The sequence below is a fragment of the Rhizobium sp. USDA 4016 genome, assembly GCF_056279705.1.
Genome location: NZ_JBWCCY010000004.1, coordinates 914,626 through 926,895, shown reverse-complemented (window position 1 = coordinate 926,895; position 12,270 = coordinate 914,626). Strand labels below are relative to the sequence as shown.

11 protein-coding genes and 1 pseudogene are annotated in these 12,270 nt (G+C 61.9%); 9 read left to right on the top strand and 3 right to left on the bottom strand.

The genetic code is table 11. The annotated features are described in order from the left end of the window. Positions 1-30 precede the first annotated feature (30 nt). Positions 31-1,083, top strand: coding sequence for a magnesium and cobalt transport protein CorA (locus tag ACZ9DP_RS19740; RefSeq protein WP_372414511.1), 1,053 nt, complete (start codon positions 31-33; stop codon positions 1,081-1,083). Between the two features lie 45 nt (positions 1,084-1,128). Here the strand turns inward: ACZ9DP_RS19740 and ACZ9DP_RS19735 are convergent, their stop codons facing one another. After that, positions 1,129-2,139, bottom strand: coding sequence for a zinc-dependent alcohol dehydrogenase family protein (locus ACZ9DP_RS19735; protein ID WP_476203338.1), 1,011 nt, complete (start codon positions 2,137-2,139; stop codon positions 1,129-1,131). 102 nt (positions 2,140-2,241) lie between these two features. Between ACZ9DP_RS19735 and ACZ9DP_RS19730 the strand changes: the two genes are divergently transcribed. Together ACZ9DP_RS19730 and ACZ9DP_RS19725 are read left to right on the top strand one after the other, a co-directional pair. Continuing rightward, complete coding sequence (locus ACZ9DP_RS19730; RefSeq protein WP_283068941.1) at positions 2,242-3,141, top strand: LysR family transcriptional regulator; 900 nt, start codon at positions 2,242-2,244, stop codon at positions 3,139-3,141. Between the two features lie 128 nt (positions 3,142-3,269). After that, positions 3,270-4,778: a GAF domain-containing protein gene (locus tag ACZ9DP_RS19725; RefSeq protein WP_476203337.1), complete on the top strand. Its 1,509-nt coding sequence runs from the start codon at positions 3,270-3,272 to the stop codon at positions 4,776-4,778. 23 nt (positions 4,779-4,801) lie between these two features. On the opposite strand, the gene ACZ9DP_RS19720 is transcribed toward ACZ9DP_RS19725, so the two are convergent. Next, complete coding sequence (locus ACZ9DP_RS19720) at positions 4,802-5,446, bottom strand: TetR family transcriptional regulator C-terminal domain-containing protein (RefSeq protein ID WP_074069255.1); 645 nt, start codon at positions 5,444-5,446, stop codon at positions 4,802-4,804. Between the two features lie 291 nt (positions 5,447-5,737). On the opposite strand from ACZ9DP_RS19720, the gene ACZ9DP_RS19715 reads away from it, so the two are divergent. The 3 genes and pseudogenes from ACZ9DP_RS19715 to hydA all read left to right on the top strand — a co-directional run bounded on the left by ACZ9DP_RS19715 (position 5,738) and on the right by hydA (position 8,722). Next, entirely contained in the window at positions 5,738-6,991 is a 1,254-nt protein-coding gene (locus tag ACZ9DP_RS19715) for a Zn-dependent hydrolase (RefSeq protein ID WP_476203336.1), read from the top strand. Beyond that, on the top strand, positions 6,988-7,269 hold the full coding sequence (locus tag ACZ9DP_RS19710; protein WP_372414507.1) for a hypothetical protein: 282 nt from the start codon (positions 6,988-6,990) through the stop codon (positions 7,267-7,269). Before ACZ9DP_RS19715 ends, ACZ9DP_RS19710 begins: the two co-directional genes overlap by 4 nt. Further along, positions 7,266-8,722, top strand: a pseudogene (hydA, locus tag ACZ9DP_RS19705) (dihydropyrimidinase). Before ACZ9DP_RS19710 ends, hydA begins: the two are co-directional and overlap by 4 nt. Before the next feature lie 210 nt (positions 8,723-8,932). Here the strand turns inward: hydA and ACZ9DP_RS19700 are convergent. After that, positions 8,933-9,346 carry a cupin domain-containing protein gene (locus ACZ9DP_RS19700; protein ID WP_194727781.1) on the bottom strand — a complete coding sequence of 138 codons (414 nt, stop codon included), beginning with the start codon at positions 9,344-9,346 and terminating at the stop codon, positions 8,933-8,935. Between the two features lie 99 nt (positions 9,347-9,445). On the opposite strand from ACZ9DP_RS19700, the gene ACZ9DP_RS19695 reads away from it, so the two are divergent. Genes ACZ9DP_RS19695 through ACZ9DP_RS19685 form a run of 3 tightly spaced genes read left to right on the top strand, consistent with a single transcriptional unit; the run spans position 9,446 to position 12,249 of the window. After that, positions 9,446-10,228, top strand: a complete 783-nt coding sequence (locus ACZ9DP_RS19695; protein ID WP_455872522.1) for an ABC transporter ATP-binding protein — start codon at positions 9,446-9,448, stop codon at positions 10,226-10,228. A 12-nt stretch (positions 10,229-10,240) separates the two neighbouring features. Next, positions 10,241-11,125, top strand: coding sequence for an ABC transporter permease (locus ACZ9DP_RS19690; protein WP_476203335.1), 885 nt, complete (start codon positions 10,241-10,243; stop codon positions 11,123-11,125). Further along, complete coding sequence (locus tag ACZ9DP_RS19685; RefSeq protein WP_476203334.1) at positions 11,122-12,249, top strand: ABC transporter permease; 1,128 nt, start codon at positions 11,122-11,124, stop codon at positions 12,247-12,249. The genes ACZ9DP_RS19690 and ACZ9DP_RS19685 overlap by 4 nt, the downstream gene beginning before the upstream one ends. Positions 12,250-12,270 lie beyond the last annotated feature (21 nt).

The window sequence follows — 12,270 nt, the reverse complement described above, 5'->3', positions numbered from 1 at the left end:
GGGATGCCGCAGTGGGAGGAATAGACGGTTTTGGAACGAACCAAAGATCTGAACAGCACCTCCGCTCGCGCGGAAACCGGCGCGGTTGCGCCGGCATCGTCGCCCTCTGCCCGTCCGGGGGTCGTCGCAGCTGCCGTTTACCAGCAGGGACAGCGCATCCGCGATATTCGGATAGAAGAGGCCGGCGAATGGCGAACGCACGAGAATGCAGTCGTCTGGATCGGCTTGCACGAGCCGGACGAGATGCTGCTGCACCAGGTACAGGCCGAATTCAATCTCCACCCACTGGCGATCGAGGATGCTGCCCAGCCGCATCAGCGTCCGAAGCTGGAGATTTATGGCGACGCCATGTTCATCGTTGCCCGTACCGCCCACATGAAGGACGGCGAGATCGTCTTCGGCGAAACCCATCTTTTCGTCGGCCGGGGCTATGTCGTTTCCGTGCGCCATGGCGCATCGTCCTCTTACCTGGCGGTGCGGCAGCGGTGCGAGGCGACGCCGGCCGCGCTCGCCCATGGGGAGAACTACATTCTCTATTCCATCCTCGATTTCATCGTCGACAACTACATGCCGGTGATCGAAGTGGTGCAGGAAGAAGTCGAGACGCTCGAAGATCTGATGCTGCGCGAACAGCTTACAAAGGTCGACATCGAGCGCCTCTACATGCTGCGGCGCAAGCTGCTGCGGCTGCGCAATGCCGTCGTGCCGCTCGTGGACGTCTGTCGCCGCTATGAGCATATCGACCTTCCGGGTATGGACTCGACGCTTCAATCGCTGTTTCGGGACGTCACAGACCATGTGCGCCGGGTCCAGGAGGATATCGACGCGCTGCGTGAAGTCCTCGCCTTCGCCTTCGAAGCCAGCGTGATGATCGGCCAGACCGAACAGACCGCGATTGCCCGCAAGCTCGCCGCCTGGGCGGCGATCCTTGCTGTTCCGACGGCGATCGCCGGTATCTACGGGATGAATTTCAACGATATGCCGGAACTGAAATTCCAGTACGGCTATTTCGTGGTGCTGGGCGTGATCGCAACCTTATGCGTAACGCTCTTCGCCTTGTTCCGCCGGGCGAAGTGGCTGTAGCCGGGGCTCCCGCCAGAATGCTCTGACGGGAGTGGAGAACCCGGCTCAAAACTCGATGACGATCTTTCCGAAAGGGCCGCGATCGAGGTGCTGAAGCGCCTTTGGCAGTTCGTCGAAGCTGTAGCGCTTGTCGATCACCGGCTTCAGGCCGGTGCGGTCGACGGCGCGGACCAGGTCCTCCAGCGCGCGGCGGTGTCCCACACTGAGGCCCTGTACCGTCGGCGACTTCAATAGCAGCGATTGCACTGGCGCAGATAGATCGAAGCCATCCATGACACCGATCACCGAAATCCGGCCGTTGACCGCCACGGCCTTTAGGGACTCGCCGAAATTGGCGCCGGCTGCGATTTCGAAGATATGGTCGGCGCCGTAATCCTCCGTCAGTTCGAGGACGCTTTCGGCCCAATTCTCCCTGCCGATCCCATGATCGGCGCCGAGAGCACGGGCGCGCTCGAGCTTCTCGGCATTTGCCGAGGTGATGATGACTTCGGCACCGTGCATCTTGGCAAGTTGAAGACCGAAGAGCGCCACCCCTCCGGTTCCCTGAATGACCACCTTGTCGCCCGCCTTCAGCCTGCCGAGTTCGATGAGCGCGAACCACGCCGTCAGACCTGCGCACGGCAGCGTGCTCGCCTCAACGGCATCGAGCGTCTTGGGCGCGTGAACGAACCAGTCCTCGGAAAAGGTCACATACTCGGAAAGCACGCCCGGGTAATATCCGCCGAGCGTCTTGTAGGGCGGGTGGCGGGCATCGCCGAGGCCTGGCCCGTTGATGCGCCCGGGAAGAAAGGTCGTGATGACGCGGTCGCCCGGCTTGAAGCGCGTGACGCCGGGGCCGACAGCTTCGACCACGCCGGCAAGGTCCGATGCCGGAACGAAAGGAAACTGCAGCGGCAGACCCATGCCGGTCTCCAGCACCAGCTTGTCGCGATAGTTCAGCGATACGGCCTCGGCACGGACCAGCACCTTGTTGCCGCTCGCCTCTTCGACCGCCGCTTCACGCACCATCAGATTCATCGGTCCGATATTGTCGATCGACCATTGCTTTGCCGACATTCTTCTCACTCCATTCGGTTGACGGAGCCGAAGCATATCGTTGAAATTTGATCGACAGTTGCGTTATTAATTCCACAAAATGTTTCCCTAAAGGATCCAATAATGGAACAACTCAAAGGCATATCGGTGTTTGTCGAGGTCGCTGAAGCAGGCGGCTTTTCCGCAGCCGCCGAGCGGCTTCATTTGACGCGCTCAGCCGTCGGAAAGACGATCGCACGGCTGGAACAGAGGCTTGGTGTGCGCCTGTTTCACCGCACGACCAGAGCGCAGAGCCTGACGGAGGAAGGCCAGTTCTTTTACGAGCACTGCCTGCGCGCGGTCGAGGAGATCACGCGTGGCGAAGCGCTTCTCGAAAGCGGCAAGCGGGAGGTGCGCGGGCGCCTGCGGGTCACAATGCCGGTTCTTTTCGGCCGTCAGTGTGTGGCGCCGATACTCATCAAACTCCTCGACGAGCATCCGCATCTCGAACTTGATCTTTCCTTCAACGACCGGATCGTGGATCTGGTCGAAGACGGCTTCGATATTGCCGTGCGCAACGGCCCTCTCGGGGACTATCCCGGCCTGATGGTGCGCGTCATCGCCCAGCAGCGCATGACGGTTTGCGCCTCGCCGGGCTACCTCGAACGCTGCGGCATTCCAGCCAAGCTCGAAGACCTCGAAACCCATGACGGCATCGTCTACGGGAGGCAGGATCGAAACCGCACCTGGATATTCCCGACAAACGCCGAACCCTTCCGGCAGGTGTTGCCGCGATCGCGGCTGCGGCTCGACGATCTTGCCACCATCGCCGACGCCGCGGCACAAGGCGTCGGCCTTGCCTGGCTACCGTGCTGGCTCGTGCGGGACCGCGTTGCATCCGGCGAGCTTCGCCGGGTCCTGACCGATATTGCGGCTGTTGCCTTTGACGCCAATGTCGTCTGGGTAAAGTCGCCTGCAATGCAGCCGAAGGTTCGGCTCGTAATCGACACCTTGGCCGCGAAGCTCCCGGCTCTCATGAGTTAGCGAAGAAAGTCTCGGAACCCTCTGAATTTTTTGGTGTATTCACTGGAAATAGTGCGTTTCTGCCGTATATCCCTTTCCTTGTTACGCCGAAATGGGGTAACTGAAACGGAACCGGAGTCTCCTGTCTCGTGAGCAAAGCCTGCAACGGTGCGGACCTGACGAATTGCGACGGGGGAGCTATCCTTCAGCGCGCCGCCATCCAGCCCTTCGGTTTCCTGCTTGCAGCTTCCGCCGACTGGAGAATCGTCCGCGCGTCGGCCAATCTCGAACAATTTCTTGGCGTAGGCTGCGAACAGGTGCTTCGGCAGCCCCTCTCCGGCATCATCATGTCCAGGACGCTGCACACGATCCGCAACCGGCTGACCGTCATCCGAGGTCCGGTCATGTTCGAGCGGCTGTCCGGCATCGCCTTTGCGGAGGGCGGCCCCATTTTCGACGTGGCTCTGCACTGCAGCGAGGGTGAGTTCGTCATCGAGGCCGAACCGTCGCAGCGCGAGGGCCAAGGCGGCTCGACGCTGTCGATGCCCGCCATGATGGCGCGCATCGACCAGGCGCAGACCCTGGAAGCCTTTTTCCGCGAGAGCGCCCGGCAAGCGCGCGGCATTACCGGCTTCGACCGCGTGATGGTCTACCGCTTCGATGACGAAGGGTCCGGCGAAATCGTGGCGGAAGCCGCGAGATCCGGCATAGGATCCTTGCTTGGCCTTCACTTTCCGGCCACCGACATTGCGGCCCAGGAGCGCGCCTTCTATGCCCGCAATCTCTTCCGCATCATCGCCGATGTCGATGCCGCGCCGGTTCCGGTCGTGCCGGAACTCGACGCGCATGGCCGGGCGGTCGATCTCTCCCTGTCGCTCCTGCGTGCGAGCCCGTCGGGCCATATCGACCACCTGAAGGACATGGGCGTCGCCGCCTCGTTTTCGGTTCCGATCGTCGTGGATGGCAGGCTCTGGGGCCTGTTTGCCTGCCATCATTATGCTGCCCGCCTGCTCCCCGTCGAACGGCGCTTGACGGCGGAACTCTTCGCCCAGATGTTCGCCTCGCGGCTCGAAACCCGGGAGTGCCGGCTAGCGCTTGAATTCGAAACCGGGGCGCGAAAGATCGTCGAGCGGCTGTTGGCCGCCGTTGCGGACAATACCGGCCTGCCCGATGATCCGGCCTGGCTGGCCGAAGTGATCGCGGGCGCTGTTCCGGCAGACGGCATCGGCGTCTGGATCGGTGGCCGCACGGCGCTTTCAGGGCTCGCTCCCACTCAGCAGCAATTCTCTGCGCTGATCGATACGCTGAACCGCAAGGTATCCGGCCATGTATTCGCGACCGATCGTGTTGCCGAACTCTGGCCCGAGGCGGAATTGAATGGCGACGTCGCCGGACTGATGGCCATTCCGACCTCGCAGCCACCGCGCGATTATATCGTATTCTTCCGCCAGGAAATGCTGCGAACGGTTCATTGGGCTGGCGGTTCGCCAGGGCCAGCAGAACACGACGCCGACAGCCACGCCCTCACCTTCCACAAGAGCTTCCAGGCCTGGTCTGAACTGATGCGCGGACGATCGCTGCCGTTTTCCGCGGCGCAACGCCATGGCGCGGAGACGATCGGCGTGACGCTTGAAGCCATTCGCCGCCTGACCGGGTGAGGCAGCACCACTGAAGAGGGCTGTCAGGCCGGGCGAACCATCAGCCCGCCGATGAAGAGCTGCTCGAGGAAGCGCGCCGCATCCTCGAAGCGCCCTGCCCCGGCATGCTCCTGTCCGAGCACGGCGCGCACCTGGACGTCGAAGTCGGCATAATGCTGCGTTGTCGACCAGATCGAAAAGATCAGATGGTAGGGATCGCATTTGGCGATCTTGCCGGCCTTCGCCCAGGCGCGGATGACCTCGGCCTTCTCATCGACGAGCTGCTTCAGCGGACCCTTCAGCTCGTCTTCGATATGCGGCGCGCCCTGCAGCACCTCGTTTGCAAACAGCCGGCTCTCGCGAGGAAAGTCGCGCGCCAATTCCAGCTTGCGGCGAATATAGCTGCGGATTTCGGTCTCCGGATTGCCCTCGGCATTGAAGGCGCGAAGCGGCTCAAGCCAAGTATAGAGCACCCGGTCGATCAGCGCCCGGTGCATCGCCTCCTTGGTACGGAAGTAATAGAGCAGGTTCGGCTTCGACATGCCGGCCACCTCTGCGATCTGGTCGATCGTCGAGCCGCGGAAACCCCTGGCGGAAAACACATCGAGCGCAGCTTCCAGAATCTGCTCTTCCTTCTCCTCCTGGATCCGCGTGCGCCGCTGGGTCTTCGCTGCTCTCGGAATTGCCATCTGGCTCTCGTTTCCCCTTGAAATTCAATTGCTTCAGTCGAACGGTTCCTTCTGCCGTCCTTTTGAGCAACTCCCTGCAATTTTGTCTGAATTTTTCCTGATTTTCGTCTTGAGCCCGGCGCGGGAAGCTGTAATGTTTACCAATCGGTCAAATTATCTGTCAGATGCAAAACAAAGGCAACTGGCGATTTTCCGGCGTAACAAAACAAACAAGCGCGCCGGGAATTGACGATGGGAACAGACGGCGCATGTTCTTTGCATGACCGTAAAAAACAGGTGAGGATTTCAGACATGGTGGCAGCACCAGGCGAGAATATGCGCGTCAACGGAGACCGTCTCTGGGACAGTCTCATGGACATGGCAAAGATCGGCCCCGGAATTGCCGGCGGCAATAACCGCCAGACGCTGACGGACTCCGATGCCGAAGGCCGCAGCCTCTTCCGCACATGGTGCGAAGCCGCAGGCCTGACCGTCGGCGTCGACAAGATGGGCACGATGTTCGCAACCCGTCCTGGCACCGATCCCGATGCGCTCCCCGTTTATGTCGGCTCGCATCTCGACACCCAGCCAACCGGCGGCAAATATGATGGCGTGCTCGGCGTGCTCGGTGCGCTCGAAGTCGTCCGTACGATGAACGACCTCGGCATCAGGACGAAGCACCCGATCGTCGTCACCAACTGGACCAATGAGGAAGGCGCCCGTTTCGCCCCGGCCATGCTTGCCTCCGGCGTTTTCGCCGGCGTTCACACGCTGGACTATGCCTATGGCCGCAAGGATCCCGAGGGCAAGACGTTCGGCGACGAGCTGAAGCGCGTTGGCTGGCTCGGCGACGAAGAAGTCGGCGCCCGCAAGATGCACGCCTATTTCGAATATCACATCGAGCAGGGTCCGATCCTCGAAGCCGAGGAGAAGCAGATCGGCGTCGTCACCCACTGTCAGGGCCTCTGGTGGCTCGAATTCACGCTGACCGGCAGGGAAGCCCATACGGGCTCGACGCCGATGAACATGCGCGTCAATGCCGGGCTTGCCATGGCGCGCATCTTCGAGATGGTACAAGGGGTCGCCATGAGCGAGCAGCCGGGCGCCGTCGGCGGCGTCGGCCAGGTGCTCTTCTCGCCGAACTCCCGCAACGTGCTGCCCGGCAAGGTGATCTTTACCGTCGACATCCGCTCGCCTGACAAGGAAAAGCTCGACCGCATGCGCGCCAAGATCGAGGCCGAAGCGCCGAAGATCGCCGATGCACTGGGCGTCGGCTGTTCGATCGAGGCGATCGGCCATTTCGAACCGGTGACCTTCGATCCGAAGCTCGTCACCGCCGTGCGCGACGCCGCCGAAAGGCTCGGCTACAGCCACATGAACCTCATCTCCGGCGCCGGCCACGACGCCTGCTGGGCTGCCAAGGTCGCGCCGACGACGATGATCATGTGCCCCTGCGTCGGCGGCCTGTCGCACAACGAGGCGGAGGAGATTTCCAAGGAATGGGCGACCGCCGGTGCGGACGTGCTGTTTCATGCCGTGGCCGAGACGGCGGAGATCGTCAGATGACGGCCGATGCGGATGCCGATCTGAATACCATGACGCATGCGGAATTGCTTTCGGCAGCGCGCGCCATGCGCCATGCGATTCGCACCCACCGGGATACGTCCATGCACGAGCTCTGTTGGCATCACCCCGACATGTGGGCGCTTCTGCCGGATTCACCCACAGGCGGCCAGATCGTGCCGGATTGGCCCCAGTTCATGCGCGGCTGCATCCGCTACCGCCAGTCATTGGATAAACAGCTTGCGCAGGCACCGCGCAGCGCCAGGGAGTTCGGAGAATGAGCACAGTCATCAAGGGCGGAACCATCGTCACGGCCGACCTCACCTACACGGCCGATGTGAAGATCGAAGACGGCAGGATTGTCGAGATCGGGCCGAACCTTTCCGGCAATGAGACGCTGGATGCGTCCGGTTGCTACGTGATGCCGGGCGGCATCGACCCACATACGCATCTCGAAATGCCGTTCATGGGCACCTACTCCTCCGACGATTTCGAGAGCGGCACGCGCGCGGCCCTTTCCGGCGGCACGACGATGGTGGTCGATTTCGCCCTGCCCTCGCCCGGCCAGTCGCTACTTGAAGCGCTGACGATGTGGGATAACAAATCGACCCGCGCCAACTGCGACTATTCCTTCCATATGGCGATCACCTGGTGGAGTGAGCAGGTCTTCAATGAGATGAAGACCGTCGTCCAGGATAAGGGCATCAACACCTTCAAGCATTTCATGGCCTACAAGGGTGCGCTGATGGTGGACGACGACGAGATGTATTCCTCCTTCCGGCGCTGCGCCGAACTCGGCGCGCTGCCGCTGGTCCACGCCGAAAACGGCGACGTCGTCGCGCAATTGCAGGCAAAGCTCATGGCCGAAGGCAACAACATGGCCCGGAAGCGCACGCCTATTCCCGGCCGCCTGAAGTGGAAGGCGAGGCGACCAACCGCGCCATCATGATTGCCGACATGGCCGGCTGCCCCGTCTATATCGTCCACACCTCCTGCGAACAGGCGCACGAAGCGATTCGCCGCGCCCGCCAGAAAGGCATCCGCGCCTATGGCGAGCCGCTCATCCAGCACCTGACGCTCGACGAGACGGAGTATTTTGACAAGGACTGGGATCACGCCGCCCGCCGCGTCATGTCACCGCCCTTCCGCAACAAGCAGCATCAGGATAGCCTCTGGGCTGGCCTCGCCTCCGGCTCGCTACAGGTCGTCGCGACCGACCATTGCGCTTTCACGACCGACCAGAAGCGTTTCGGCGTCGGCGATTTCACCAAGATCCCGAACGGCACCGGCGGCCTTGAAGACCGCATGCCGATGCTCTGGACCTATGGCATCAATACCGGCCGGCTGACGATGAACGAATTCGTCGCCGTGACCTCGACGAACATCGCGAAGATCCTCAACATCTATCCGAAGAAGGGCGCGATCCTCGTTGGTGCCGACGCGGATCTCGTCGTCTGGGACCCGAAGCGCGCAAAGACCATCACCTCGAAAAACCAGCAGTCGGCCATCGACTACAACGTCTTCGAAGGCAAGCAGGTCACCGGCCTGCCGCGCTACACGCTGACGCGCGGCGTCGTCGCCATTGAAGAGGACACGATCAAGACCCGCGAGGGCCATGGCGAATTCGTCAAGCGCGAACCGGTCACCGCCGTCAGCAAGGCGCTGTCGACCTGGAAGGAAGTCACCGCGCCGCGCAAGGTCGAGCGCACCGGCATTCCGGCAAGCGGCGTGTGATCGGAAGGGATGTCGAGCGTGCGGGATACTCCCTTCTGCCCCTTCGTGACATCTCCCCCACAAAAAGGGAGAGCGGGAACATGCGGCTACCGCATCACCGTAGTTGAACGGCACAATGCGCCCGGCGCTTTCATGGGGATCGACGAGCGTCCTCCATCCGATCTGCCCCCTTGTGGGGGAGATGCCCGGAAGGGCAGAGGGGGGTATTTTTCACCCCTCCACCAATCTATCCAGTTCCGGCAGCAGCACTACACTTTCCTGCTCGTTGGGATCTGTCCGCGCGATGATCGCGGTGCACGGCGTGCTGCTGAAGTTCGCCGGCAGGTGCGGGACGCCCGCCGGAATGTAAAACAGCTCGCCGGCATGGACGACGACATGATGCTCCAGCTCGTCGCCGTACCAGGTGTGCGCTTCGCCGGAGAGCATGTAAATCGCCGTTTCATGCGCCTCGTGCAGATGCGCCTTGGCGCGTACGCCCGGTGGGATCGTCAGAAGATGCATGCAGATGCCCTTCGCGCCGACCGTTTCCGCAGCGATGCCCTCGAAGTAGCTCAGCCCCTGCTTGCCGCTATAGGCGTGGCTGGGGCGAATGATGTGGCAGGTGGGCTTTGACTTCGCATCCATCGTCATTCTCCATGAATTTTGCCGCGGCAAAGAAAACCGGCGATCATCATAGCACGCAAACCGCGGCGACGCGGGGAAAACAGGACTGGTAAAGCATCGATGCAAGCATCCGTCGTATCCGCAAAGGATCTCTGTCTCACCTACCAGACGAATGACGGGCCGGTGCATGCGCTGAGCGATGTCAATCTCGATGTCCGCAAGGGCGATTTCGTTTCTTTCATCGGTCCATCCGGCTGTGGCAAGACGACGTTCCTGCGCGTCATCGCCGATCTGGAGAAGAAGACCTCAGGCGAGATCACCGTCAACGGCATGACGCCGGACGACGCCCGCAAGGCGCGCGCCTATGGCTACGTCTTCCAGGCGCCGGCGCTCTATCCGTGGCGGACGATCGAGAAGAACATCGCGCTCCCCCTGGAAATCATGAGTTATGCCGCCGCCGACCAGAAAAAGCGCATCGCCGAGGCACTGGATCTCGTCAACCTCTCCGGCTTCGAGAAGAAATTTCCCTGGCAGCTTTCCGGTGGCATGCAGCAGCGTGCCTCGATCGCCCGCGCACTGGCTTTCGACGCCGACCTGCTGTTGATGGATGAACCTTTCGGCGCACTCGACGAAATCGTCCGCGACCACCTGAACGAAGAGCTTCTGAAGCTTTGGGCGCGCACCAACAAGACGATCTGCTTCGTCACGCACTCGATCCCCGAAGCCGTCTACCTCTCCACGAAGATCGTCGTCATGTCCCCGCGCCCCGGTCGCGTCACCGACGTCATTGACTCCACGCTCCCGGCGCAGCGCCCCCTCGGCATCCGCGAAACCCCGGAATTCCTGGAAATCGCCCACCGCGTGCGTGAGGGGCTAAGGGCGGGGCATAGCTATGAGGAGTAGGAGGGCAGGCCTATGAAACCCGATACCCTCAAGGACAAATTTATCCCCGTCCTGACGATCCTGCTGGCGCTCATCGTCGTCTGGTACGTCGCGGCGGTCTTCATGAACGCGCCCTTCCAGCGGGACATGGATCAGCGCCGCAACGTCACCTCTACCGCGATGGAATTCGTCGAAAAGACGCTCTCGCAGCCGAAGCCGATCCTGCCGGCGCCGCATCAGGTGGCAAGCAATGTCTTCGAGAACACCTTCCTCAGAAAACTCTCCAGCAATCGCAGCCTCGTCTACCACGCCGGCGTGACACTGTCCTCGACGGTTCTCGGCTTTGCGCTCGGAACCCTGCTCGGCATCGCGATCGCCGTCGGCATCGTGCATATCAAGACGCTCGACCGTAGCCTGATGCCGTGGATCATCGCATCGCAGACGGTGCCGATCCTGGCGATCGCGCCGATGGTCATCGTGGTGCTCGGCGCCATCAACATCACCGGCCTGATCCCGAAGGCGCTGATCTCGACCTATCTCTCCTTCTTTCCTGTCGCGGTCGGAATGGTGAAGGGTCTGCGCTCGCCGGAGATCATGCATCTCGACCTGATGCGCACCTATAATGCGACCGCTTTGCAAACCTTCTGGAAGCTGCGCGTCCCGGCCTCGATCCCTTTCCTCTTCACGTCGATGAAGGTGGCGATTGCCGCGAGCCTCGTCGGCGCAATCGTCGGCGAACTCCCGACAGGCGCGGTCGCCGGCATCGGTTCGAAGCTGCTGGCGGGCTCCTATTATAGCCAGACGATCGATATCTGGGCGGCACTCGTGGCAGGCTCCGTGCTGGCGGCCATGCTCGTTGCGATCGTCGGCCTCGTGTCGAAGTTCGTCGATCGCGCCATGGGAGGCAGGCCGGCATGAAGAAGCTGAATATCTCCTGGCAGGCCGTGGTCGCTCTTTTTCTCTGCGGCGCGGCGCTGCTCTCGCTGCCGCTTCTCAGCGAAGCCGCCCCCCGCCCCTTCAGCGATGAAACGGTGACACTTGTCGTCGTCATCGTCGCGGCATCCGCCCTCATTTCGGTAGCGCCTCTGCCGCGGCTCTATTCCGCGACCGTTTTGCTGATCGGCACTCATGAAGCCGCCTGGATGCTGCTTTCCGGCCTTGCCGGCAACGAAGGCATGGCGGCGAAATCCTTTTTCTTCCTGATCGCCGCCTGCTGGCTGCTTGCCTGGCGCTGCGTCACCGTGCTTTGCGAGATCAAGCCTGCCTCGAATTTCGAAAGCTCGTTCCTGCGCCTGCTGATCCCCGCGATCTTCGGCGCCTGGATCCTGATCCTTTGGGAAACGGCGACCCGCGGGGCGGGCATTCCCTTCGTGCTCCTACCGCCGCCAAGCGCTATTGGCGCACGTATCGCCGGGTCGCTGCAGATCCTCGGCGAAGACGTTAGGCAGACGATCTTCAAGGCCGTGTTGATCGGCTACGCCGTTGGCTGTGCCAGTGGCTTTATCGTCGCGATCCTGGCCGATCGCGTGGCGTTCCTGCGCCGCGGCCTGCTGCCGATCGGCAATATGGTCTCGGCGCTGCCGATCATCGGCGTGGCGCCGATCATGGTCATGTGGTTCGGCTTCGACTGGCCGTCGAAGGCCGCCGTCGTCATCATCATGACCTTCTTCCCGATGCTGGTGAACACCGTCGCGGGCCTGGCCGCGTCCGGCAGCATGGAGCGCGACCTGATGCGCACCTATGCCTCGAACTACTGGCAAACGCTGCTGAAGCTCCGGCTTCCGGCAGCCATGCCCTTCATTTTCAATGCGCTGAAGATCAACTCGACGCTGGCGCTGATTGGTGCCATCGTTGCGGAATTCTTCGGAACGCCGATCGTCGGAATGGGCTTCCGCATCTCCACCGAGATCGGGCGCATGAATGTAGACATGGTCTGGGCCGAAATCGCCGTTGCGGCGCTGGCAGGCTCGATCTTCTATGGAGCCGTCGCCCTCGCCGAAAGGGCGGTGACTTTCTGGCATCCGTCTATCCGTGGTGGCTAGACGTCGCTTTATTCTCGCAAA

Excerpts from the sequence above, each read along its gene's own strand:
- ACZ9DP_RS19690 (WP_476203335.1), top strand. The coding sequence starts at position 10,241 with ATGAAACCCGATACCCTCAAGGACAAATTTATCCCCGTCCTGACGATC.
- ACZ9DP_RS19730 (WP_283068941.1), top strand. The coding sequence starts at position 2,242 with ATGGAACAACTCAAAGGCATATCGGTGTTTGTCGAGGTCGCTGAAGCA.
- ACZ9DP_RS19700 (WP_194727781.1), bottom strand. The coding sequence starts at position 9,346 with ATGGATGCGAAGTCAAAGCCCACCTGCCACATCATTCGCCCCAGCCAC.
- ACZ9DP_RS19710 (WP_372414507.1), top strand. The coding sequence starts at position 6,988 with ATGACGGCCGATGCGGATGCCGATCTGAATACCATGACGCATGCGGAA.
- ACZ9DP_RS19735 (WP_476203338.1), bottom strand. The coding sequence starts at position 2,139 with ATGTCGGCAAAGCAATGGTCGATCGACAATATCGGACCGATGAATCTG.
- ACZ9DP_RS19685 (WP_476203334.1), top strand. The coding sequence starts at position 11,122 with ATGAAGAAGCTGAATATCTCCTGGCAGGCCGTGGTCGCTCTTTTTCTC.
- ACZ9DP_RS19720 (WP_074069255.1), bottom strand. The coding sequence starts at position 5,446 with ATGGCAATTCCGAGAGCAGCGAAGACCCAGCGGCGCACGCGGATCCAG.
- ACZ9DP_RS19695 (WP_455872522.1), top strand. The coding sequence starts at position 9,446 with ATGCAAGCATCCGTCGTATCCGCAAAGGATCTCTGTCTCACCTACCAG.
- ACZ9DP_RS19715 (WP_476203336.1), top strand. The coding sequence starts at position 5,738 with ATGGTGGCAGCACCAGGCGAGAATATGCGCGTCAACGGAGACCGTCTC.